Origin of the sequence: Acidithiobacillus ferrooxidans ATCC 23270 (assembly GCF_000021485.1) — a bacterium.
Lineage (GTDB): Bacteria > Pseudomonadota > Gammaproteobacteria > Acidithiobacillales > Acidithiobacillaceae > Acidithiobacillus > Acidithiobacillus ferrooxidans.
The window spans coordinates 993,654-1,013,470 of record NC_011761.1 but is presented as its reverse complement, the minus strand read 5'-3'; the positions used below and the strand labels follow the sequence as shown (position 1 = coordinate 1,013,470).

Annotated in this window: 34 protein-coding genes; 1 reads left to right on the top strand and 33 read right to left on the bottom strand. The window is 55.8% G+C overall.

Annotated elements, in window-relative coordinates:
• Positions 1 to 7 precede the first annotated feature (7 nt).
• The 24 genes from AFE_RS05340 to AFE_RS05220 form a co-directional block, all read right to left on the bottom strand.
• Entirely contained in the window at positions 8 to 376 is a 369-nt protein-coding gene (locus AFE_RS05340; protein ID WP_080513182.1) for a hypothetical protein, read from the bottom strand.
• Positions 363 to 842, bottom strand: a complete 480-nt coding sequence (locus tag AFE_RS15560) for a cysteine hydrolase family protein (protein WP_012606841.1) — start codon at positions 840 to 842, stop codon at positions 363 to 365. Before AFE_RS15560 ends, AFE_RS05340 begins: the two co-directional genes overlap by 14 nt.
• Before the next feature lie 105 nt (positions 843 to 947).
• Positions 948 to 1,313 carry a hypothetical protein gene (locus AFE_RS05330; RefSeq protein ID WP_148208607.1) on the bottom strand — a complete coding sequence of 122 codons (366 nt, stop codon included), beginning with the start codon at positions 1,311 to 1,313 and terminating at the stop codon, positions 948 to 950.
• A 554-nt stretch (positions 1,314 to 1,867) separates the two neighbouring features.
• The gene (locus AFE_RS17060; RefSeq protein WP_080513181.1) at positions 1,868 to 2,059 is read right to left on the bottom strand and encodes a DNA translocase FtsK; all 192 of its coding nucleotides are present in this window, start codon (positions 2,057 to 2,059) and stop codon (positions 1,868 to 1,870) included.
• Positions 2,060 to 2,182: 123 nt separating this feature from the next.
• Positions 2,183 to 2,710: a hypothetical protein gene (locus tag AFE_RS05310; protein WP_012606837.1), complete on the bottom strand. Its 528-nt coding sequence runs from the start codon at positions 2,708 to 2,710 to the stop codon at positions 2,183 to 2,185.
• Between the two features lie 30 nt (positions 2,711 to 2,740).
• A complete protein-coding gene (locus AFE_RS15280; RefSeq protein ID WP_012606836.1) occupies positions 2,741 to 3,292 on the bottom strand; it encodes a nucleoside 2-deoxyribosyltransferase in 552 nt (183 codons plus the stop codon).
• The gene (locus AFE_RS05300) at positions 3,289 to 3,660 is read right to left on the bottom strand and encodes a hypothetical protein (RefSeq protein ID WP_012606835.1); all 372 of its coding nucleotides are present in this window, start codon (positions 3,658 to 3,660) and stop codon (positions 3,289 to 3,291) included. The genes AFE_RS15280 and AFE_RS05300 overlap by 4 nt, the downstream gene beginning before the upstream one ends.
• Before the next feature lie 20 nt (positions 3,661 to 3,680).
• Complete coding sequence (locus AFE_RS05295; RefSeq protein WP_012606834.1) at positions 3,681 to 4,007, bottom strand: hypothetical protein; 327 nt, start codon at positions 4,005 to 4,007, stop codon at positions 3,681 to 3,683.
• Positions 4,008 to 4,012: 5 nt separating this feature from the next.
• Positions 4,013 to 4,255, bottom strand: coding sequence for a hypothetical protein (locus AFE_RS05290; RefSeq protein WP_012606833.1), 243 nt, complete (start codon positions 4,253 to 4,255; stop codon positions 4,013 to 4,015).
• Positions 4,255 to 4,623 (bottom strand): hypothetical protein, encoded by a 369-nt coding sequence (locus tag AFE_RS05285; RefSeq protein ID WP_041645496.1) that lies wholly within the window; start codon positions 4,621 to 4,623, stop codon positions 4,255 to 4,257. The genes AFE_RS05290 and AFE_RS05285 overlap by 1 nt, the downstream gene beginning before the upstream one ends.
• Positions 4,620 to 5,048, bottom strand: coding sequence for a hypothetical protein (locus AFE_RS05280; protein ID WP_041645491.1), 429 nt, complete (start codon positions 5,046 to 5,048; stop codon positions 4,620 to 4,622). The genes AFE_RS05285 and AFE_RS05280 overlap by 4 nt, the downstream gene beginning before the upstream one ends.
• Before the next feature lie 23 nt (positions 5,049 to 5,071).
• The gene (locus AFE_RS05275; protein ID WP_012606831.1) at positions 5,072 to 5,329 is read right to left on the bottom strand and encodes a DUF4031 domain-containing protein; all 258 of its coding nucleotides are present in this window, start codon (positions 5,327 to 5,329) and stop codon (positions 5,072 to 5,074) included.
• A 49-nt stretch (positions 5,330 to 5,378) separates the two neighbouring features.
• On the bottom strand, positions 5,379 to 5,987 hold the full coding sequence (locus tag AFE_RS15275) for a hypothetical protein (protein WP_012606830.1): 609 nt from the start codon (positions 5,985 to 5,987) through the stop codon (positions 5,379 to 5,381).
• Positions 5,984 to 6,937: a hypothetical protein gene (locus AFE_RS05265; RefSeq protein WP_012606829.1), complete on the bottom strand. Its 954-nt coding sequence runs from the start codon at positions 6,935 to 6,937 to the stop codon at positions 5,984 to 5,986. The genes AFE_RS15275 and AFE_RS05265 overlap by 4 nt, the downstream gene beginning before the upstream one ends.
• 46 nt (positions 6,938 to 6,983) lie before the next feature.
• Positions 6,984 to 7,253: a hypothetical protein gene (locus tag AFE_RS16450; RefSeq protein WP_162467496.1), complete on the bottom strand. Its 270-nt coding sequence runs from the start codon at positions 7,251 to 7,253 to the stop codon at positions 6,984 to 6,986.
• Positions 7,213 to 7,464, bottom strand: a complete 252-nt coding sequence (locus AFE_RS05260; protein WP_012606827.1) for a hypothetical protein — start codon at positions 7,462 to 7,464, stop codon at positions 7,213 to 7,215. The genes AFE_RS16450 and AFE_RS05260 overlap by 41 nt, the downstream gene beginning before the upstream one ends.
• On the bottom strand, positions 7,457 to 7,693 hold the full coding sequence (locus AFE_RS05255; RefSeq protein WP_041645486.1) for a hypothetical protein: 237 nt from the start codon (positions 7,691 to 7,693) through the stop codon (positions 7,457 to 7,459). Before AFE_RS05255 ends, AFE_RS05260 begins: the two co-directional genes overlap by 8 nt.
• Positions 7,694 to 7,880: 187 nt before the next feature.
• Entirely contained in the window at positions 7,881 to 8,120 is a 240-nt protein-coding gene (locus AFE_RS05250) for a hypothetical protein (protein WP_012606825.1), read from the bottom strand.
• Positions 8,117 to 9,001: a metallophosphoesterase gene (locus AFE_RS05245; RefSeq protein WP_012606824.1), complete on the bottom strand. Its 885-nt coding sequence runs from the start codon at positions 8,999 to 9,001 to the stop codon at positions 8,117 to 8,119. Before AFE_RS05245 ends, AFE_RS05250 begins: the two co-directional genes overlap by 4 nt.
• Positions 9,002 to 9,112: 111 nt before the next feature.
• Positions 9,113 to 9,934 carry a zinc metalloprotease HtpX gene (locus AFE_RS05240; protein ID WP_012606823.1) on the bottom strand — a complete coding sequence of 274 codons (822 nt, stop codon included), beginning with the start codon at positions 9,932 to 9,934 and terminating at the stop codon, positions 9,113 to 9,115.
• 11 nt (positions 9,935 to 9,945) lie between these two features.
• Positions 9,946 to 10,188, bottom strand: a complete 243-nt coding sequence (locus AFE_RS05235; protein WP_041645480.1) for a hypothetical protein — start codon at positions 10,186 to 10,188, stop codon at positions 9,946 to 9,948.
• Positions 10,175 to 10,408 carry a hypothetical protein gene (locus AFE_RS05230; RefSeq protein WP_012606822.1) on the bottom strand — a complete coding sequence of 78 codons (234 nt, stop codon included), beginning with the start codon at positions 10,406 to 10,408 and terminating at the stop codon, positions 10,175 to 10,177. The genes AFE_RS05235 and AFE_RS05230 overlap by 14 nt, the downstream gene beginning before the upstream one ends.
• Positions 10,405 to 10,716, bottom strand: a complete 312-nt coding sequence (locus AFE_RS05225; RefSeq protein WP_012606821.1) for a hypothetical protein — start codon at positions 10,714 to 10,716, stop codon at positions 10,405 to 10,407. Before AFE_RS05225 ends, AFE_RS05230 begins: the two co-directional genes overlap by 4 nt.
• Positions 10,716 to 10,904: a hypothetical protein gene (locus tag AFE_RS05220; RefSeq protein WP_041645475.1), complete on the bottom strand. Its 189-nt coding sequence runs from the start codon at positions 10,902 to 10,904 to the stop codon at positions 10,716 to 10,718. Before AFE_RS05220 ends, AFE_RS05225 begins: the two co-directional genes overlap by 1 nt.
• Before the next feature lie 272 nt (positions 10,905 to 11,176).
• On the opposite strand from AFE_RS05220, the gene AFE_RS05215 reads away from it, so the two are divergent.
• Positions 11,177 to 12,403 (top strand): IS110-like element ISAfe3 family transposase, encoded by a 1,227-nt coding sequence (locus AFE_RS05215; RefSeq protein ID WP_012606582.1) that lies wholly within the window; start codon positions 11,177 to 11,179, stop codon positions 12,401 to 12,403.
• 85 nt (positions 12,404 to 12,488) lie between these two features.
• On the opposite strand, the gene AFE_RS15270 is transcribed toward AFE_RS05215, so the two are convergent.
• From AFE_RS15270 to AFE_RS05170, 9 genes are all read right to left on the bottom strand, one after another.
• The gene (locus AFE_RS15270) at positions 12,489 to 13,166 is read right to left on the bottom strand and encodes a nuclease-related domain-containing protein (protein ID WP_012606819.1); all 678 of its coding nucleotides are present in this window, start codon (positions 13,164 to 13,166) and stop codon (positions 12,489 to 12,491) included.
• Positions 13,163 to 13,372 (bottom strand): hypothetical protein, encoded by a 210-nt coding sequence (locus AFE_RS05205; RefSeq protein WP_041645471.1) that lies wholly within the window; start codon positions 13,370 to 13,372, stop codon positions 13,163 to 13,165. Before AFE_RS05205 ends, AFE_RS15270 begins: the two co-directional genes overlap by 4 nt.
• Before the next feature lie 2 nt (positions 13,373 to 13,374).
• Positions 13,375 to 13,713, bottom strand: a complete 339-nt coding sequence (locus tag AFE_RS05200; RefSeq protein WP_049759422.1) for a hypothetical protein — start codon at positions 13,711 to 13,713, stop codon at positions 13,375 to 13,377.
• Positions 13,710 to 14,252, bottom strand: a complete 543-nt coding sequence (locus tag AFE_RS05195; RefSeq protein ID WP_012606817.1) for a hypothetical protein — start codon at positions 14,250 to 14,252, stop codon at positions 13,710 to 13,712. The genes AFE_RS05200 and AFE_RS05195 overlap by 4 nt, the downstream gene beginning before the upstream one ends.
• A gap of 50 nt (positions 14,253 to 14,302) precedes the next feature.
• Positions 14,303 to 14,509 carry a hypothetical protein gene (locus AFE_RS05190; protein WP_041645466.1) on the bottom strand — a complete coding sequence of 69 codons (207 nt, stop codon included), beginning with the start codon at positions 14,507 to 14,509 and terminating at the stop codon, positions 14,303 to 14,305.
• 103 nt (positions 14,510 to 14,612) lie between these two features.
• A complete protein-coding gene (locus tag AFE_RS05185; protein WP_012606816.1) occupies positions 14,613 to 16,262 on the bottom strand; it encodes an IS200/IS605 family accessory protein TnpB-related protein in 1,650 nt (549 codons plus the stop codon).
• A complete protein-coding gene (locus AFE_RS05180) occupies positions 16,259 to 16,849 on the bottom strand; it encodes an IS607 family transposase (protein ID WP_012606815.1) in 591 nt (196 codons plus the stop codon). The genes AFE_RS05185 and AFE_RS05180 overlap by 4 nt, the downstream gene beginning before the upstream one ends.
• Positions 16,850 to 16,952: 103 nt before the next feature.
• Complete coding sequence (locus tag AFE_RS05175; protein WP_236608976.1) at positions 16,953 to 18,233, bottom strand: hypothetical protein; 1,281 nt, start codon at positions 18,231 to 18,233, stop codon at positions 16,953 to 16,955.
• Positions 18,234 to 19,348: 1,115 nt separating this feature from the next.
• A complete protein-coding gene (locus AFE_RS05170) occupies positions 19,349 to 19,594 on the bottom strand; it encodes a hypothetical protein (RefSeq protein ID WP_041645457.1) in 246 nt (81 codons plus the stop codon).
• Positions 19,595 to 19,817: the final 223 nt, after the last annotated feature.

The window sequence follows — 19,817 nt, the reverse complement described above, 5'->3', positions numbered from 1 at the left end:
TAACGGTTTATACCGGCTGCTTTACTTCCCAAATGGCGGCGGCGCACCGCACAATGGCCCGCCGCGTTGCTGCCGCTGGATCGCTCCCGTACACCTCCACTATTTCAGTGGGGTTTTTGTCGCGCATCACATCCATGCTTTGGTACCGTTTCGCGACAACGGAGTGCTTGTCCAACGCGTAGACCGGATACGGCATGACGGATATCCCGAGTTTCACCATCAGGAAAAAGGCATCCTGATCCGTGGTGAGTGGATCCCAGCAGGTGTGCATCGTCGGGGACACGATCCACAACCCGTCGTGTGTGATCTCCGGGTCATGGCTCCACAGCATACCAGAGGCACGGGCAGCGGCTTCCAACAAATCACGCTTGGACATGGTCGAAATTACCTCGGTTTTTCGTTGTTTGGTTTTGCCCAAACTGGCGATGGATGATTTTTCCAACTTCATCGGACAGCGGAGATTGACAATGGTCGAGCAAGACAACGGGGCAAAGACCTGCATCCCAAAGACTGAATGCGCAGGCCAGAACGCAAGCATCCGTTTCCAAGCCACAAATATGCCATTCCGTACATCCAATATCTTTCAATATTTCCAGGTGTTCTGCTGTAAGCCCATAGCCGGTTTTCTCCAGCGTGGTTGCACTCGGAAGGTCCAGACAGAGTGCGCCGCCATCGCCATTCCATCCAAGGACTAATCGAAACAAGCTTCCAACCTGGTTAGAGAATCGCGTCATGGCTATTACTGGATAATTCAGTGATAATTCGCGAATACGATCAACGAGGAGGGGCGAGGGAGCAAAGCCCTCTTGCAGATCGACGATCAGTAACCCCTTCTTTGCCATTAGGGAAATCTCTCATTCAGCAATTCGCATTTGGGCAGGATCAGGCCCCGCCTCTTTCGTCGTCGATCTGCAGCTAACTTGGACCGTGTTTTGCGTGGAGATCCGCTATTCATCATCACCCTCGACTCTTGATGTTGATGTGGTCTTTGCTTTTGTGGGCAGCCTGCAAAGCAATCCCTGGCGTTTTGAAAATGGTGTCCACCAGACCAGCTTTTCGGGATGTGCCTGGAAAAACTTGCCTACTTTCATCGGAACAGCATCAAAAACCCTCTCCCCAACGAAGGCACACATCGGAATAAGCGCGATGAACAGTACCCAGGTGACAGGATGCCAGCGGCAAAAAACGGCAGACCAACCGTCGCCATCCTCGTGTATGCGCACCACGCCCAACCACCACAGAATAACGCCTCGCATAGGGATCGCATCCATCGGCATGCGTTCATAATTAACGCGAAAATTCTGACGCAGCACGGGAAACCCATGCGCATGGAATACTGGTTGGGAGCGTCGGCGTTGTTTCACTTTTCATCACCCTTGTATGGGACTACATTCCCCAAGTCGTGCTGAACTCCACCACTGTCCCGAAATTCCTTCCATAATATCAGGTGACCTGAGCAGTAGTGGATGTTCGGCGCCACTTCATAAGCATGGCTCGCACACAACGGCAAATCACAGGTTCTGCCTTCGCCAACCGGATAGTCGCAGAGATAACCACTCACCGCCGCGCATTCCCCGGCGGCGCAATGTGGCCCAAGGTCGCCGCACAGGAACATGGTTCCGCCATCTTTTCTTCGCTCAATGTAGCAAGGCATGACCGTTAACCCCGACAGTTATCGCAGTACCCATCGATCTCCCCATCATCATCAAGCAGGTCGCATCGTGCAGACGCAGACAAGAGGTCGGCAGTGGCATCGACGACAGGGGTGCGCTCTTTGCTGGGGTGCGCCGCCCGGTTGGCGCATCCCTTTCCCTGCGAAGACAGCGCGTTGAAAAGGTCATCGGAAAAGTTGGATCTGTTTTTCATTTCAACCTTCCGCGACATAGACTTCTCTGTTCCCGTCGCCTTGCATTGGTCCAACCACACCAACCCGCTCCATCTCTTCGAGCATGCGGGCGGCACGGTTATAGCCCACATTGAGTTGCCGCTGCATGTAATGGATGCTTGCTTTGCGACTGCTGGTAACGAGGGCTACCGCCTGTTGATATACCCCGTGAATCGGTTGTGCCAGATGCCTACGGACCCGGTTGGCACGGACTGGGAGCAGCCGGCGGCAGCGAGAATGGCTACAGGTAAAAGTAACAGTTTGATTTTTTTCATGGTTCCACCTTTGATGTGTCGATTACTCATTTTCCGGATAATCCGCGCTCAGCGCGTCGAGTTGCAAACGACACGCATCCAGGTACTCCTGGCTTTCCTGAAGCTGTTTTTGATGCCGGTTCAGCACTTCCTGAGCATTCTTCACGCCACGCTCGGCGCTTATTTTTGCCCAAGAAATTACCTCTGCCTTATCCAACGAAAAGGTGTTTTTGTACATGAGACAACCATCATGCGTCACATTCGGCCACCCAAATACTTCACATTGTTTTTCCAGAATTTTGGCACCTTCCCAGGTGTACACCGTGATGCTATTGGCGAAAATGTCCGGTGCCTGCACCAGCCGCTTCAACACATCCAGATCGGCATCCATTTCCCGCATAATCCTTTCCAGGTGCTCATTTCTACGCTCATCATAGCGTTTTAGTATGCGGCCATCCAGGCTAATCTCTATCAGATTGTAAACATACGGAGAGCCAATACAGATAGCATCCGTCACCACCTGAACAATATGCGTGATCCGGTAATGATCTTTTACGTTTTTCCATCCCATCGTTCACCCCCTGGCTATCTCATCCCATTATTAATCAACCGATACAGCTTTCTTGCTGTGTTTTTTTCGCCTCTCCAGCAGTTCCGCCATCATGGAGACCGCCTCTCGCGGATCCTCCACGATAGCCAGGCAGACGCCGTGCAGCATGACGTTATGCGAAAGCCCGAACTGCTCGATCCAGCCGCCGTCCTCAGCTAATACACGTCCTTCGGCGTCCGTTCCTGATCGGATGAGGGGATTATCGCCGTTGGTGTAGCCGATGACCGGAATGCCCAGGGTGTGAGCTACGGCGCATTCGACGACCGTGCCACTGTCCGGCTCTGACCCACGGAATGAAGACAGGTTAGCGATGACCCCATCGGCGCTTCGCACCGCATTCAGGCAAGCCTGGAACACCTTGTTGGCCGCCTCCGCATTGGACGATTCAGTGACCCCAGGCCCCGTCAGCACGGTGGCCGGCACCGGCAGAATCGCCTCCAGGCCATGCTCGGCACATAGTGTCTGGGCCTGGGAGGCAAAGGTTGGCCAGTTGGCGTAAAACAGATTGGGGCCGGCGATGTAGATACGCTTCTTTCCGCTCATAATGCCGGCACTCCGCTATCTTTTGCACGGGGCCAGTTTTTACGTCCTGTTCGCAACTCCACATCCCCGCCACAGTGCTTGCACAGATGCGCTTCTTGCGCACAATCCATACACAGCGCGTCGGTATTAGTGCTTCCATACATTTGCACTGCCCCGCAACACATGCAGGGCTCCTGCGTTATGGCCGCCCCGCCTAACGCACTGCTGTAAAAACAGGGGATACACAAGGACGCGGCAAGTCGTTCTGTTTTTTGCGGATCTTCCTGAAATTTTTCCGCCAGCTTTAAGGTGGCATTCAAACGACTCTGGGAGAGCTTTGTCGATGCGACCATATTTGCCACATCCATCTTTCGTCGCCTTTTTTCCATGGTGAATCTCCTTATGTTGGTCAAACCGCCCGGCGCGCGCCCATCGACTTCGTCATGATCTGGTCAACGGCCCATTGCGGAAACAGCAGGACGTTCCCGTCCCTCTGCAGGCTGTCCTGGGCCACCAGGTTGCCGAAACGCTGGATCAGGCAATGCATGTGCCCATACGTTCCGCTGGTACCGCCATCCAGGATATGCTGGCCGTCATCGCGCACCGAAACGCGGCGGTTCGTGGCGACGAAATGCTCGGAGCATTCGTTTCCGCAGACTTCGCATGATCCGTAGTGGTCGGATCCGCGTTTGGTGCTGCGCACGGTATGGACAGTAAGTTCGGTGGGCTTGCTCATGATAATTATTCTCCAAAAAAGAGGTCGCCAAGATGGCTGAGTAAATCCTTTTTCCGCGCTCGACGCGGGCGATGCTGGCAAGTCTGCACTTGCCCCGTTTTAAGCACTGCCATACAGATATCCAGGGCAAGCACTATTTTGCGCCTTTTGGCAGCCTCCTCCGCCTCCCTCCTTGCCGCCTCTTTTCTCGCCGCTTCTCGTTCATGGATTCGGCGCAGAAATGGTGGTTGATATTTGCTGTTGTTCATCAATCGCACCCCTTGTGAAATTCATTCGGGTAAAACCGCGACCCACCGCAGATATCTCCAGAGAGATAACAGGCAAACTCCTTGCATTCGTCATCCATGCCAATGAACGCCAGAAACGGACAGTTGCGCCCATCGGCAAACTGGCAGGTCTCCCCATCCGGCACCATGTGCTTCACTCGCTCCATACGAACCGGCGTGAACCCTTTCTCAAAACTGACTGTCACTTTTCCATGGCTGCAGCTTTCATAGGTCTCCTGGTGCGGGCCATCGTGGCCCATGGGCAACTGACAGCGCATGGTGGCCTCGTTGTCGCCATGGTCATCACCGATGGACATGATACGGTTGCATTGCCTGATATTGGTGGTCACTTCTCCGCCTCCGCGATGTTGCGCACAAGGCACCCCAACGCTCTACCAGCGCCGACCATGCCGGCGTATGGCTGCACGTCAAAGAGGTACATGGTCAAACAATCCAAATCGGCCGTAGTTGGCTTTTTTGCTGAAATTTGCTGAAACTGAAGCATGTTAAAGCCGTCATTGTTAGATATGGCTTCTGCTATAGCATTGTCAATCAACCATTGTATTGCATAATGCAACCCTTTTTGTTTCTGATATGGCGTTGTAACTCGGCCAGAAACCATGACGAAGCGATCATTCGGCAATAGCGGTTTCCTATCCATAGGAATGCCGTTACGATCTACGGATCGTCGCTCGCGTGTATTTATTGATTTGCTGGCCGTTTTGTATCCAGCGGCATGCAGCCGATCGTTGATAGCGGTGTTTTCAAGGCTCATGACTGTTCCTCTCTTGTGTTTGTTTAGTTTTCTTCCTTGAGCTTCTTGGCACAAGTGACGATAGTCCGTTTATCTCCTGGAACCGCGCCGAGGGCCAATGCCATGTTCCTTTTGCTCACCGTTATATCGTAATGCCAATATTGGCCGTGATCTTGAAACCAGGAACGGCGAAGCCCAAGTTTCTGAGCGAACTCATGCAATTCGGGCAACGTATCGGCGACCATGTGGCACCACAGCTTTCCGCGCCACTGTATCTGTTCGTTGTCTACATATACCGTCATGGTTGAATTTTCCCTAACTAATAGGCAGTTTATCGCGCACCCCATATGGTCACTTTTCCGCCTCCGCGATAATCTCCTGCATAAGCCGATAGGTTTCCTCAGCCATCCCAACACCTTCCCGCCACGTCGGCGCCTCACGGTCCATGGTGGCGCACAGACACTCCCAATTCTCCACCAGGCCCGCCCATACCGGCCCAGCCATGGTTCCCATCACCTGGACAAACTTTTCATTTACGCTGGGCACTTGCTCCAGCAGTTTGCGGCAACGGCCCAAATCCGACGGATCCAATGGGTAGGCAGTGTCTTCCGGTCGTTTCCCATCCGGGAACATCAGGTCCGCCCTAACCTTCCAGAAGATCGCCTGTGAGGACCGCCCCTGTTCCCCCACGGCCAGCCACTCAATTTCTGCATCGCGCAGCTTTCCAGCGACGGGATTGCTTTTGACCCGATCCATGGCAAGTTGCCGATATTCAGGTTTGGCCCTCTGCAAATCCTCTGGATTCCCCCAGGCAAAGTTAGCGCCTGCCATGCGAGCCAGATCCGTATCCATGACCTTGCCTTTCGCGTCCTTACCCGTGATGCGCACCAACATCTGGATGGACATGGCTCCAAACACGAACGTGCATCCGTTTTCTTCCTTGACGGTGAATTCAGTCATTTCGCTGCTCCGTCGCCAATGATCAACATGGCTTTCTTGATGCCCCGTTTGGCATTACCTTTACCCAGCTTCAAAATCAACGTGTGCAGTTCGGCAAATTCTTTGGGCGCGCTGTTTCCCAGGGCGCCAGAGGGATACCCCGCGCTGGGTGAGACATTCACGTCGGCACGTCCCGATTCGACCTCACCGAACGCATTGATGGACTGGTCGCGCACGCCGACGGGTGTGCGCAGATCTTCCAGCGCCACCATCGCCGCCTGCGCAAACGGCTTGAGCGGATCGTCTTCGTTCCAATCCTTCACGTCGGCCGGGCGCATGTAATAGGCTGGCCATCGCTCGATCTGAGCATAATCATCGTGTAGTTTTTTGCGGAACTGGACAAGACGATCAGTCAGCTCGTAAGGACGGGACCCCTTTTCGCCATATTGGTAGTAGAAATTGACGGCCTGACGCCAGTTATCTGCATAAGAAACGTCAGGAAATGCCGCACGAAATTCCGTGTTGAAGATGTTGACCCACTCAGGCATCCAGTTAGGAAGCCCCTGTTTCTCAGCATAATCCAAAGACCGACCTTCCCAGGCCATGCGATCACGCTCCGCATAGGCTTCAATAGCCATATACGCCCCGCGCTCCACCATGAATTGCACACTGATAACCGATATGTTCCCGACATACGGCGTAATTCTCAACACCATGTCCGGATGCGGTGTCGTGAGGCGGTAAGAAACAAGCTCTTTGTAATCATCCCAGCCTCGGTTTGGGTAACCAAAACGGCGGAAGCAATAAGCAAACAACTTTCCATACTCTATCTCATCCCCACAAACACTGGTGATGATGGGGTCGGATAAGGCCACCGCAGGCTTCTCAGAGTCAATATAAGTCCGGAATTTGAGACCAATCCAGTTGCCCGCCATCTCCGCCTGCTTCATGTGAAATTTACGTTTTGCCATGATTAACTTCCTCCTGCTTATATTCGAGCGCCCATTCAGTGGCCAGCTAGGTTTGCATCTCTTTTTTTGCGTCTGATTCTGCTTCATGAAAGGCCACATCCCGAGCTTCCCGGTAAGAGCGCATCACATCTATGTAAGTCATATCGGCGGGAATAGAGTTGTTCGGAAACTCATAGACCACCACCCATCGGCGCCTTGATTGCTGAAGAATCCAATAATCGCCAATTTTGTACCGGCCTCGATGTATGCGCTTCACGCTTAATCTGGTGGCCATATCAATACGGAAGATCCGCACCAATTCGAGATTCTGCCTCACGAATTACATCCTGTATGATGACAATGGCTTCTTCTTCTACGCCACCTGATTCCTGGTAGATCCAGCCACGAAAACAGGTATTCTCCGCCAATGCAGTCTGTACTTCTTGCCAGTCCTGCGCCTGCGACTCCATCAACTGATGTACCGCAAATCGCACAACCTTTTCTCGGTCGATGTCGTATCGTTCGCTGCCCATTGTTTTGTCACTCATGTTCTGGTGCCTCCTTGTCTAATGTTTGTTTCTCTCGCATGGTTTCGTATTTAACAGCCATTCCACCAGCAAGAAACCAGGCGAAGGTAAAACCAAAAAGCACAATCCCTGTAACAAACAGGGAGGTAAAAATTGAATAGTGATCGACTAGCCGTAAAATCAAAAACAAAACTATGGCGATCAAGTAGACACCTGTTAACATTGCCAATCTTACTGTGCGCACGTTCATTGTTTTGCTCGCTCCTTAGGCACGGAAATATCGTAACAAAGGAATCCTCGTTCTTTAGGGCGAGGAGGATGTCAAGGGAGTCTTTGCGTCCAGGAACTGCAGATGCGCGTTGATCCGCCAGAAGATGGCCAGGGAAGACCGGCCCTGCTCGCCAATGGCCAGCCATTGAATGGATGCTTCGTCCAGTTCAGACGACCTTGGCTCGTTTCTTACGCGATCGATGGCGACCCCCCCGGTACTGATCCTTCGCCCGCCGAATGTCCGCAGGCTTTCCCCAGGCGAAATTCGCTCCGGCCATCCGAGCCAAATTTGGATCCAGGACAGTGCCTTTGGGGTTGCCGCGAGTCAGCCTGTCAAGCGCGCTGATCGGCAAAGCTCCAAAGACAAACGTGCAGCCGTTTTCTTCCTTGATGGTGTATTCGGTCATTTCGCGTCTCCATCCAGATCAACAACCTCGCCCCGATTATTCAGCAGCCAGCCGCGATCTTCTCCGTGGCACCAGATGACCAGCCCGTAACGCGCATTCTGTGGCGCGTTAAATGCCCCGCCATCCAGGAACACATGGCTTTGCACACGCAATGGCGTGTTCTGGCCAGGGCCAAACGTAGGCGGCACGATGGTGTGCCCCACATAGGTGGTAGACAGCGCGCCATTTCGCTTTTCCGGCATCTCCGAACCACGCTGAGAGCGCCCCAGAAAGTCGTGAATCAAACTCCGGCCCCACAAAACATGATCCCGCCAGTCGCCGTTGTCCCCGAAGCCGGGGATGAAGTGGTCCAGATCCCAGGCCAGAGCGCCCTCCTCGTCCAGGTTGCCGTTGGAAAATCCACGGCCATCCGGCATACGCAACTCGGCATGCGCGACATGAAACCGGTCGTTGGCGCCGACATCCTGGCCAATCACCCGCACCAGCGGCATGGCCTGCAGCAACGGCAGGAACTCGTTGGCCCACGATCCCAGGCTGCCAGCCCATTGCAAACCGCCGTTGAGCGCAAATCCGCCCCCGTACACGTCGGCCCGCAGATCCTGATCGTCCTTCAGTATCCACGCCATCAGCATGGCGTCGTGGTTTCCCAGAACCGGGTAAAACCACGGCTCCAGGAGCAGATCGAGGCACGCCATGGAATCAGGCCCGCGATCCACCAGGTCGCCGACGGAAAACAGACGGTCCCTGGCGGTGTCGAATCCAGCATGACCCAGCAGCGCGTCCAGCATGGACCGGCAACCATGGAGGTCGCCCACGATGAAATCTCGGCCCTGGGCGTTGACAGCGTGATGGATGACGGTTGGCTGGCTGGTGAGAAACATGGAATCTCCACTTTCGTATCTGCCATTTATTTTAATATACTATTTTATAAGGCGCAAGCTTTGAGACAGAAAAGCCGCCCGAAGGCGGCGGTTTCCGGATCGGATTGCTGATCACAGCGCCCGGATTGCGGCGATCCGCTTTTCCATGTTGGGATGCGTTGCAAACAAGCCCCCCATGGGGCCGTGGATGTAGGCCGTGGCCAGCGCATCCTTGCGCGGGTTCACCTCTACCGGCGCGCTTTCCAGGCGCCGCAAGGCATTGATCATCGACTCCTTGCCCCACAGCCGGGCAGAGAACGCATCCGCGCCATATTCCCGATGCCGCGAGTATGCGGTGATCGGAATGAGCGCCAGGAACGACAGGCCAATCTCGAAAGCAATGGTGATCACGAGCTGTGTCAGGACGTTGTTGCCCAGGTACCGGCCGGCAAGATTGCCCATCCAGATCACGTAGCTGTTCATGAGACCCATGAGCAAGGTGGTGCTGAGCATGTCGCCGTTGGCAATATGGCCCATCTCATGGCCCAATACCGACCGCAGCGTGCCAGCATCCAGGAGATTGAGCAGTCCCGTACTGACCGCGATCATGGCGCTGTGCCGGGTGGCGCCCGTAGCGAAAGCATTGGGCCGATCATCGGCGTAAATCCAGATCTCAGGCATGGGCAACTGGGCTTTTTGCGCCGTCTCGGCGGCAAGCTGCCAAACCTGGCCATTCACACCAGTATCGCCCTGGTGAACCTGGACCATGTGGAACATGCGCTTGACCAGCCACTTCGACAGAAACAGGGACAAAAACGCTCCGCCAAACCCAAAGAGCAACGCGAAGCCGACCAGGTGCATTCGCACATGGAAAATCGCCAGCGCAGCGGACAAGGTCACGACGAACAACAGATTGACCGCGAACATCAGTGCAAGTGCTTTCAAGGAACGCATAATGGACCTCCTTATGGCCTGATACTGGAAGTATTAACCTCTTTCGTGGTGTTCGCAAATGGACCTGGTGATGAAGGCGCATGAGCTTTTCCTGCGGATGGCTTTGCCGGTTCGGTGCCAGCCACCTGTTTGTCGGCATGGATGCGCGCCGCTATCGCGGCATCGCCGGCACGAATCTGGGCCACAACCGCTTGATATCGCGCCACCGCTTGTGCAACCGGACGAGTCACCGTGGCAGGCTCAAGATGCATCATCTTCCGGTTCCAGTGCCGATGCTTTCCGTGTAGCCGCCCATCCCAGAATCGCACCGGCACCGAATGTGGCGATGCTCCAGCCAACGGTCCGCAACGCCGTCCTACCGCTATCTTCTGCGCGCAGACTTGATGTGTCGCGGCCATGCAGGCGGCGGCCATGCTGGTCAGATTCTGGAGTTTTGGCCATTGTACGCCACCCAATCATATAAGGGATGCTCATGCCGCACTCTCCTTTAATGCTTCCCCTTGCAGGGTGCAAACCCCTTGCAGGGTGCAAACCCCTTGCAGGGTGCAAACCCGCACATATTCCCGCAGCCATTCCTGGTTACTCCATGCGCCGTTGCGCACCATGCAGGCCATCAATTTCTCGACAGCGCTCCCCGGGACCGCATCCGCCCATTCGTGAAAATCCGGGTCATCATCATAAGCATCGACCAGCGCACCCATGGCGAGCGCATAACCAGCAGGCAGGTGCCCGGCATCGACATGCCGAAAAATACGAGTAGCAACATGCTGAATGTTCGCCATCAGCCGGCTCTTTTCGCACCGCGATGCGCCAAGTTTCCGCCATTCAGCGTACCCGGGGCCGGAGCCGACATGGCCGCCTGCAACAGCGCCCTCGCCTTTTCCTTGCCAGCGGCACCCTCACGCATCAGCCGCGCGATCTCGACCGCGAGTTGGCTGGTTTTTTCCGTGTTGCATCCACCAAATCCCATGCCACCATCACCTCTCTCTAACGGACATTGCGACTCGCGCCACCCCAGAGGATGAAAGAGAATGGGGGGTGAGGAGATGGCGGATTGAGGTCGAGCAAGTTTTTGGTGATTCCATCCCGACTCTAACGTGACCCGCCAGGCCGACTCGTACCCCGGATTGCCTCCCTTGAGAGCGCACATTAAAAGGGCCGCCTGAGGCTTGCCACAGGCTGGTGATTTCGGCGCTGGCATTCGCCATCTCTCCCTTTGATAGTAATTGGAGAGACGTCGTTATGGAACTGCAATCCCTCTTTCACCGGGTTATCGGACTGGATGTTCATCAGGCCCAGGTCACCGCCTGTGCCATTCTCACGGACCCTGACGGAAACGTTACGATTGAGCGCCGGCAATTTGGTGCTTTTCAGAAGGACCGGAAGGCATTGGCCCTGTGGTGTGCCTCCCATCGGCCCGATACGGTGGTCATGGAGAGCACCGGGATCTACTGGAAGAGTCCCTATGCGGCCCTGGAAAAGGTGGGGATCCAGGCACAGGTCGTGAACGCCAGGCACGTCAAACAGGTCCCCGGTCGCAAGACCGATGTTGGGGATGCAGAGTGGCTCGCCACCCTGGCTCGAGCCGGACTGCTGCGGGGTTCCTTCGTTCCCCCGGCACAACTGCGGGAGCTGCGGCTGATCGCCCGACAGCGGCAAAATCTGGTGGGCATGCTCTCGTCGGAGAAAAACCGCTTGCACAAGGTGCTGACCGATGGCGGAATTCGACTGGGGGTGGTGGTCAGCGATATCCATGGGCAATCGGCCCGGGCCATGATCCAGGCCCTGATTCAGGGGAGTCCCCCGGAGGCCGTACTCCGACTGGCCAGCCGACGGCTCAAAGCCAGCCAGGAGGAGATCCTGGATGCCCTGCAAGGCGAGTTGAGTGCCAGTCACCGCTTTGTCCTGGACGAGACGCTCCGCCATATCGAGTCTCTGGAGGCCCAAATCGCGCGCTTCGATGTCCAACTGCTGGAGGGCTTGAAGCCGCAAAAGAATGCTCTCGAACTCCTGCAGACCTTGCCGGGCATCGATACCGTGGGTGCTGCCTTGCTGCTGGTCGAAATCGGAGACGACATGAGCGTCTTTGGGAGCGCCGATCGACTGGCCTCCTGGACCGGCCTTTGTCCCGGGAACAATGAGTCTGCCGGAAAACGGAAAAGTGGGCGAACCCGCAAGGGCAACCCGTATGTCCGTCGGATCCTCTGCGAATGCGCCCACGCCGCCAGTCGTACCCACTGCGCCCTGCGCTCCAAGTTCCAGAGTCTGGTCGTCCGTAGGGGGCACAAGCGCTCCATCATCGCCCTGGCCCACAAAATGCTGCGCATCATCTACTTCATGCTCTCACACGGCAAGTACTACCGGGATGCCGATACGGACTATGAGGCACTGAGTGTGCAGCGCAATGCTTCTCGCTGGATCAAGAAACTGATCAAATTCGGCTTCCTGCCGCAGCATCAGCCAGCGTAGAGCGTCACTTCGATCCCAATATGGCCACCCGATGGCCAGGGATTGCCGTGCCCATTCCACGGATTTCTTTCACATTAAAAAGCCATCACCAAGGGAAAATCCCCGCCACGAAACAGCCGAAGCCCAACGCCGCCAGCCATGGACCGTGGGCTTGTATCCAGTAATTCAGGCCACCGCCGGTCACCTTGCGCATCTGTGCCACACGAGCTTCCTGGCTGCCCTGTATCCGGGTCTTCAGGCGTGCCCAGGCCTCCCGGTAGGCGTCTGGAATCTCTCTGGTGCCGCCCAGGTTTCGCAACAAGGCAGGGAGGCTCTTCAGGTGAATCACGCCTTCCGGGGCCCCTCTGGGAAACTGCGCGTCGCCAGCCAGCACTACTGCGTCGAAGACCTCTTGAGGGCGAATGCCGCTGTTCTCGATGACGGCCTTTCGGTGCCCATAATTCTGGTCCTGGGGGTTGTGCAACGGGCGCTGGGTGCCCCCCAGATATTGCAGCCATGGCTTGCGGCGGCCCTGATCGTAAAGCTGGCCGCTGAAGTTCTTGGTCTCCAGCACCAGCAAACCGGACCGGGTGAGCACCACATGGTCGATCTGGGTAAGCCCGCGCTGACCGTTGAGGATGATGTCGTTCAAGGCCGGCGCACGGAGCGCAAACAACATCATGCGCACCCGCAGCTCGCCCGCCTTCCCCCGTGCATGAATCCGCCATGCGCGCCCGCCGATCAGAATCAGAATGGCTCCCGCGATGCTCAATGGAAAAATCAAAGGATATCCTTTACCAGCATGAACAGACTGAGTAGCTCGGCCACCAGACCAATACCAATGATGAACAGCACATGGAACAGATCGCCGAACAGACGACTCACGTCGATGCGTAGCGTGATGATCTGCCAGAAATCGTCCATCGCGGAGAAGAACAGCATCAGCACAACCACAACCGGAATACCTAACGATAACAAGAGCCAGAACATGGTTACCCCCTAGAATGTGTGTGGCCGCTTTTTCTGGCCAAAAGCGCGATGCCCACAATCAACCAGCCCAGCAGGTTCATCACCAGAACCAGACAGACAGCCAGACCAAACATGATGATGGCGCTCACCGAGGCGATGTACGCTCCCTTTTTCAGCGCCAGATCCCAAGACATATGCTTTGGAGCCAACCAAAGAATATGGTCCGGCGCATGCCCTAAAAAGTGGTAGCGATAGAGGGACAGGGTGAAAAACAGCACCCAGACCAGCAGTGACGAAAGCACCGCAGTGACGAGGCCCTTCCTGATCATTTCGATCAGCGCCGCGATCAGCCTGGTGATCACGCGCGCTCCTCGCTGGACCGCTGCAGCATGAAATGGGATTTGCCCAAAGGATGGAAAAGCCACCACCACATCGCCAGCCACCCCGACCAAAGGCTGATTGCGGCATCCATGGGCAACCCCAAGGACTGGCCTTTCGATAATGCAGCGACGATCCAGAACAATGGGAGGCTGATCAGGGCATAGCGCCAGTTGAACGCCCACCAGCAGATCCACATCCGCCGCCACCGTGATGGCACCACCTGCCCTTTTCGCTCCAGCCACATCGTAATAGTGGCGCGCTTCGCGTGAAGCGGCTTGTACAGGGACTGCGAGTGCCAGATCAGGATGGAGTACACCGAAATCGCCAGCATCAGCATCAGGGCTTCCCAATACAGCATATGGAGATCCCCAGCCTGGCTCAGACCTCTTCCATGCGTGGCCGCATAAAAGCTGAAAGACAAACCCGTGCCGGTCAGCGCCATAAAAAACCACAGGCGCCAGACGTATCTCCAGAAGATCATCAGACTGACCCAGGCGTTTTCAAACAGGATGGGGCGCATCGCTCGACCTCAAAATATATGGATTTAATATACTATAGAACAAAAGCCCATTACGGGAAAGGCTTGCCGGCCACCGAGCTTTGCTGATTTCTGAGCGCCAAGCCTTTTGCCGTGATCCTATATCCGGTTCCGTCCGGTCGCAAATATCCGCGCCCAACCAGGTTTTTGAGCAAGGATGTGCCTAGCCAGGATTTTTTCTTGTCCAGTTGCGCCACCACTTGCGAAATCCCCTTTTTGGTGCGCTTGCCGTTGCTCAATCCATAGAAAACTATTCCATGGACCCGATGGACCGAAGTCCCGCTGGCCGAACGATGTTGCCAGCTACGTGCCGGAATCCCACCGACAAGTTCGAAGGGCGGCCTAAGCCACCGCCACAACCGGGGCGTTTGATATCTTCCTTGCGTCCGATACCGCGTGCCCGGGAGGGTCGAGTTTTCTCGCCTCGCGCTGCGCTGCAAGCGCCGCTTTGAGTTTGCGGTTCACCTGGCTGAGGTACGACCATACATGCCTGGGCCGCTTCCGCACGGGTGCGACCAGGGTGACATGACCATTCCTACCGTCCGGTGCCTTGAAGACGTTCTCTCCATGCACCACACGATGCGCCGGGACTTCCCGCAAACGCAATTCTCTACGACCGATCGCTACTGCCGCCCCTTCGTGGACCGTCAATCCGTAGCGATCCGCCCAATGCAAACGGCCCAATACCGATGTATAGGCCGGGTTCACCATTTTGACCGCCACCCCATCCTTAGCGGCACGAACGCTGATGGCAGTGTGAATCTTTCTGTAAGACAGACTGGACAACATCCGCGCATACCGCGCGCCGTCCACTTCGGTGATCTGCCCTTTCTTTTTGGAAAAGTCCAGTCTTTCCAGAACCAGCGACTTGCCGGCCTGCTTCGCGCGATTCGACAGTGTAATGGCGGCACCTTCAATAATGGCTGCCGCATGCTCCGTCGTCTTTCCGTAAGTGACACAGGGAATGCTTCCCGTTGCCACCGGATTGCCGAACCGGTCCAGTTCCGCCCAGGCCAGATGGTCCGCGTTCAGGTCTACGGCCAGCACACCCACTTTTGCATGGGTCGTCACGGCTACTTGTGGTTCATCAAAACTCACCAGCACCCGCCAACCCTTCCTGTCCTGCTGGAAGCGCCAGGATAACGCACTAAGATGGTCTGGATAGACAATGCGCGAATAGGACTTGCCATCCTTTGAGGTAAAGGTCTTTTTGGGCAACGTTTTCTTGGATAACTCCGCATGCGCCAAGAGGGCCGAGCGCAATTTTTCTTCCTGATAGGGAAAGCGCAGCGGTCCAATAGTAACACGCTCACCATTTTCTCCAGGTAAGCGCAAATCCAGTAGAAACGTGCCATCTGCCTGAATGCGGGCAACACAACCCTGACAGCCGCCTGTCTCGTCTCTCGAACCCAATACAAAGAACTGGCTGACTCGCGCGGCTTTCCAGTCGGACAACCATTCCGCATGGTCCTTGTAACCGTTTTCTTCCAGATGATATTGCCTGTGGAACAGTGACCTTCCGCCAAAGCATATCCCGGAAGCAAACGGGCGATGCATCTCTTGGATCACTTTGGATTGCCGTTCCAGCAGGTTGCCCATCTTCCGTTTCTTCTGGTGCAAACGATTTTCGAGACGCTGAATTTTTTCTGGAGATTCACCAGCTTTCCGAGCTTTGGCAATCTGCTTTTCGATTTTCGGCAGGAGTTTTTGCGTTGCCGCAATCTTGCCGCTCAGAGTGTTTTCCTGGTTTTTGAGGTTCTCCACCCGATTCGATGCCAAACCTTCGACGTACTGGCGCACGGCGTTGAATTGTCGGGCGGTGATGTCGAATCGACGGAGATAGGCGTTTTTGAATGAAGGCCCCGTGCGCTGCTCTTTGGCCATATCCGCAGCCAGATGATGCGCAACCTGGTTGAACCGCTCCGCATAGGCGGATAACGCCGAATCCTGTTCTGGTGAGATGCGTGCGATGCGGGTATGTAACGTGATCATTCCACCCCCGTGACGAGGTCCATGCCATCCGCCGCCATGACCGCTATCGCCTTTTCAGCGCGATGTTTCGCAGAGCGCCGACCATATAGGCGGGCGCAAAAGGAGGTCAATACCGAAATCATGTCCTGTACAAGATCGTCCTTGAGTTCGGATTCATCCACTACCAGCAGTTTCCCGCCACGTCCGGCCAGAGCCGCTTCCACATATTCGGCACCGAAGCGCATGAGTCGGTCGCGGTGCTCCACGACAATGTGCTCCACCGATCTGTCACCTAGCAAACGCAGCAATTTCTTTCGATGCCCGTTCATGCCGGAGCCCACTTCGGTGATGGTTTCGCTCACCGCCAGGCCCCGCCCGTTGGCGAAAGCCACGCATCGCGCCACCTGTCCGTCCAGGTTCGGTTTTTGGTCATGGCTGGAGACCCGCGCATACACCACCGTTCTGCCAGCGGGCGTCTCTGGCACGTCCACCAGAATGGTGCCCGTCGATAACTGGCGCACGGGCACCGGCATGGTCCCGTTTTTGAACCATTCCCATGCGGTGCGATAGGTCACACCCTGTGTCTTTGCCCATGCGCTCAGTCTCATGCGTAATAAGACAACATCAATCTCTATAAAGTTCCTTGTTCATAGCAACAGTTGCGAACCCTCGCCCGATCCCTTCTCGCTTTGTGCTCGCTCGTGAGCCCCATCAGCACCCTCCTGCGGCGCAGTTTTGCGGGGTATATCCGGTGCCGGCGAGCAACGAAGACGGCGACGGGACTGGGGCGGCCGGCGGGTTGTCCACCAAATACCAGTTGGTGTCGTTGGTCCCGATCAGTGCCTGGCCAGAACTGTTGGAAATGGCCAGAATGCCGGCGGCCGGGTTCTGGAACTCACTGGGATCGCTAACAGGCGCGTTCGGATCGTTCATCACCATGAAGTCGATGGTATCCGTCCCAGGCGGTAACATGATGGAGACCGTATCCAGCGTGCTAAAACCCGCCTTGTATCCGACCTGTTGCCCATTGATCCACACCCAACCGAAATTATCAGCGGCAAAGGTGAGCGTCGCCGGCATGCCCAGGTTCGTCGGGTTGTCGTATTGCGCCTCCATGACCGAATACCCGGACTGCGCCGTGCCGCTGAGCCCATCATTAGCGCCAAAAATCCATTCGGCGCCATTTCCCGATATCAAGCTGTTGGAACAAATTCCGCCTGGTTGCCATCCACTCTCGGCTATATCACACGCCCACTGGTATACCGGAAGATTGGTCTGAGTTGGCGGCGGCGGCGTCTGGCACTCGCTGGAGGTCGGTGCGTATTGATGGCAGGTTCGCACCGCCACCAGTTTGTAGTTCTGGAATACCACTGGGAAAGACGGGCTTTGCGCGTATTGCGATGGCGACAGATAATTACCGAACGTCACCGTCCCATTGAAGGTACCGTTGACATCTTCTCCGGTGACGGCGTAGCTGGGATACCAGTCAAAGTTTTGGGAACAGTTATTGCCACCAAACACGTCGTTCATATTCACGGCGGAACCGTAGTTGCCACCGTTGGGAATGGATAATGGAATGGTTACCCCGTAATTGACCTTACCTGTGGTATCCGCAGGATTGTAACTGGAATTCGTGACGACCAGTTGCACCACTCCGCTGGTCGAGCATTGGGTCGAGGCCGTAAACGAATCGCTTTCATATCCGCCACAGGAGCTATTCCCGCTATTGGTCCAGGAGGCCAGGGTCACGGGGGGCGTTCCAACAGTGCAGGCGGGCTCCGAGACCATCTGCGTCGAACAACGATAGCACGGGCCCCAGTAGGGCATGAGCCCCGTATGCCGCGAATGGATATACGGCGTGCCCAGGGTGTTCATGTTGAGGTCGTCCTGGGCGATGCCATAGACGGATGCGGCCTGGGCCGTGTCCGACAAGCCTACAGCCGGCAGGCCGGCGAAGAGAGCGAGGAGGATGGCGGCGCGGAGTTTCATCATGGCTCCGTGGTGCAGGATTGGGTGGTGACGGGGGTGCAGGTGGTAACCGGACTGCAAGATTGGTATGTAGAGCAAGTATTCTGGGCCACAGCAGCATATCCACACGCACTATGGTTTCCACCTCTACACCACCCGACCGCCCCGTCGTTCAATGTGGCCGACGCATTACCAGGCCAACTAAATTCGTAGCACCACCCGGGAGAAATGTTTATCTGGTTTGGTCCTAAATATTCCGAAGGGCAGTCGAGCATATTGTCACCGGCAGGACATGGACCGCTCCACCACTCCCCACCGCCAAGGTACCAATTGCCACCTGGGGCCTGACAATATCCCCACCCCCCATTACCATCAACGATAGAAAGCCCAGAGCAGTTTGTTACTGTATGACATTGCTGTGTCGTCGAGCACTGTTGCGTCGTCGTCGATGTGCAGCAATAGGGCTGGGTACTGGTCTGAGAACAATTACAGGTGGTCGTGCTATTTTCATATTGCGCCGCGTTGTTTTCGCAAATGGAATAATCACTCACGCAAACCGGGACAGAATTTGTATCCGGATTGGCGCAGGAGCACTGGTTGGCATTCGTCTGATAATTCGGCAAGTTGGCTTCGCAAAGCGAGTAATAGCTTGGGCAAGATGGTGTAGAGGCCCCGGACGGACAAGTGCAGTCATAATATTGGGCGTTGGAACCCAGGCGGGATTCTTCTGCGGGCAATATGGATTGGCAGGAGTTCGAGGTATTGACCACGCACGTCGGTGTAGTGGCCCCCACCGGACAATAGCAGGACTCGTTAGCGGGGATCTGCCCCGCCGCCTGTTCCTGCTGCAACGTGGTGTTGCAACCCGCCGGTGGAGGCGGTGGCGCCGCCCCATCATTGATCGGGCGTGGGGATCCGCTGAACTCCCGTGCGATGTCGTCCTGGATGGTGTCGCCGGGAGCTGGGGTAAAGGCCAGCGCATTAGAAGCATATAAATATACTACCGTTGCGCACATCGAACAAAATAACCTTTTCCGACGCCCCATATTGTATCCTCCTAATTCGTTCCTGTGGCTAGTGTAACATGCGCCAGCATCACAGATAAACGGTCCGCCACCAAACGTGTGCAGCGACTTCGTTCAAGAAATTGCCGCAGATCGAACGACTCTTGGCCCAGAATGGCAGGTTCCGGCGACACAAATCAGAGGCTTTTCATCGCCACCGCCTACCACGAAAATCCAACCGGGGTAGTCCGGCGACAGCGCTTTAGCCTCAGCGTTGCCGACCTTGCGGGTAGCCACCCCATGCAATTTCCACTGATCGGTAACGGCATAGGCATTCATCAGCGGATTGAGCCTGGTTTCCCAGACCACAAAGGGTTGCATCACAGGATCTGTGGATGCTGGCCGCACCTTGTAAAAAAGGCCGATAGATCCTCCCGTACTCGTGCCCCACCGCTTCTCATGAGGTTCCCAGATTGCCCCGTTGAATGGCTACATGTTCCGGAATACAAAGGTGCAGCGCCCCGGTATCCGCGAGAGCGGAGACGTCCATCGGCGCAAGATCTCTTTTTACCGGATTTCTCAGTGTGATCGTTGTGTGCGTTAT

Excerpts from the sequence above, each read along its gene's own strand:
- AFE_RS05340 (WP_080513182.1), bottom strand. The coding sequence starts at position 376 with ATGTCCAAGCGTGATTTGTTGGAAGCCGCTGCCCGTGCCTCTGGTATG.
- AFE_RS15560 (WP_012606841.1), bottom strand. The coding sequence starts at position 842 with ATGGCAAAGAAGGGGTTACTGATCGTCGATCTGCAAGAGGGCTTTGCT.
- AFE_RS05310 (WP_012606837.1), bottom strand. The coding sequence starts at position 2,710 with ATGGGATGGAAAAACGTAAAAGATCATTACCGGATCACGCATATTGTT.
- AFE_RS15280 (WP_012606836.1), bottom strand. The coding sequence starts at position 3,292 with ATGAGCGGAAAGAAGCGTATCTACATCGCCGGCCCCAATCTGTTTTAC.
- AFE_RS05300 (WP_012606835.1), bottom strand. The coding sequence starts at position 3,660 with ATGGAAAAAAGGCGACGAAAGATGGATGTGGCAAATATGGTCGCATCG.
- AFE_RS05295 (WP_012606834.1), bottom strand. The coding sequence starts at position 4,007 with ATGAGCAAGCCCACCGAACTTACTGTCCATACCGTGCGCAGCACCAAA.
- AFE_RS05290 (WP_012606833.1), bottom strand. The coding sequence starts at position 4,255 with ATGAACAACAGCAAATATCAACCACCATTTCTGCGCCGAATCCATGAA.
- AFE_RS05280 (WP_041645491.1), bottom strand. The coding sequence starts at position 5,048 with ATGAGCCTTGAAAACACCGCTATCAACGATCGGCTGCATGCCGCTGGA.
- AFE_RS05275 (WP_012606831.1), bottom strand. The coding sequence starts at position 5,329 with ATGACGGTATATGTAGACAACGAACAGATACAGTGGCGCGGAAAGCTG.
- AFE_RS15275 (WP_012606830.1), bottom strand. The coding sequence starts at position 5,987 with ATGACTGAATTCACCGTCAAGGAAGAAAACGGATGCACGTTCGTGTTT.
- AFE_RS05265 (WP_012606829.1), bottom strand. The coding sequence starts at position 6,937 with ATGGCAAAACGTAAATTTCACATGAAGCAGGCGGAGATGGCGGGCAAC.
- AFE_RS05260 (WP_012606827.1), bottom strand. The coding sequence starts at position 7,464 with ATGAGTGACAAAACAATGGGCAGCGAACGATACGACATCGACCGAGAA.
- AFE_RS05255 (WP_041645486.1), bottom strand. The coding sequence starts at position 7,693 with ATGAACGTGCGCACAGTAAGATTGGCAATGTTAACAGGTGTCTACTTG.
- AFE_RS05250 (WP_012606825.1), bottom strand. The coding sequence starts at position 8,120 with ATGACCGAATACACCATCAAGGAAGAAAACGGCTGCACGTTTGTCTTT.
- AFE_RS05245 (WP_012606824.1), bottom strand. The coding sequence starts at position 9,001 with ATGTTTCTCACCAGCCAGCCAACCGTCATCCATCACGCTGTCAACGCC.
- AFE_RS05240 (WP_012606823.1), bottom strand. The coding sequence starts at position 9,934 with ATGCGTTCCTTGAAAGCACTTGCACTGATGTTCGCGGTCAATCTGTTG.
- AFE_RS05235 (WP_041645480.1), bottom strand. The coding sequence starts at position 10,188 with ATGATGCATCTTGAGCCTGCCACGGTGACTCGTCCGGTTGCACAAGCG.
- AFE_RS05230 (WP_012606822.1), bottom strand. The coding sequence starts at position 10,408 with ATGAGCATCCCTTATATGATTGGGTGGCGTACAATGGCCAAAACTCCA.
- AFE_RS05225 (WP_012606821.1), bottom strand. The coding sequence starts at position 10,716 with ATGGCGAACATTCAGCATGTTGCTACTCGTATTTTTCGGCATGTCGAT.
- AFE_RS05220 (WP_041645475.1), bottom strand. The coding sequence starts at position 10,904 with ATGGGATTTGGTGGATGCAACACGGAAAAAACCAGCCAACTCGCGGTC.
- AFE_RS05215 (WP_012606582.1), top strand. The coding sequence starts at position 11,177 with ATGGAACTGCAATCCCTCTTTCACCGGGTTATCGGACTGGATGTTCAT.
- AFE_RS05205 (WP_041645471.1), bottom strand. The coding sequence starts at position 13,372 with ATGTTCTGGCTCTTGTTATCGTTAGGTATTCCGGTTGTGGTTGTGCTG.
- AFE_RS05195 (WP_012606817.1), bottom strand. The coding sequence starts at position 14,252 with ATGCGCCCCATCCTGTTTGAAAACGCCTGGGTCAGTCTGATGATCTTC.
- AFE_RS05185 (WP_012606816.1), bottom strand. The coding sequence starts at position 16,262 with ATGATCACGTTACATACCCGCATCGCACGCATCTCACCAGAACAGGAT.
- AFE_RS05180 (WP_012606815.1), bottom strand. The coding sequence starts at position 16,849 with ATGAGACTGAGCGCATGGGCAAAGACACAGGGTGTGACCTATCGCACC.
- AFE_RS05175 (WP_236608976.1), bottom strand. The coding sequence starts at position 18,233 with ATGATGAAACTCCGCGCCGCCATCCTCCTCGCTCTCTTCGCCGGCCTG.
- AFE_RS05170 (WP_041645457.1), bottom strand. The coding sequence starts at position 19,594 with ATGCAACCCTTTGTGGTCTGGGAAACCAGGCTCAATCCGCTGATGAAT.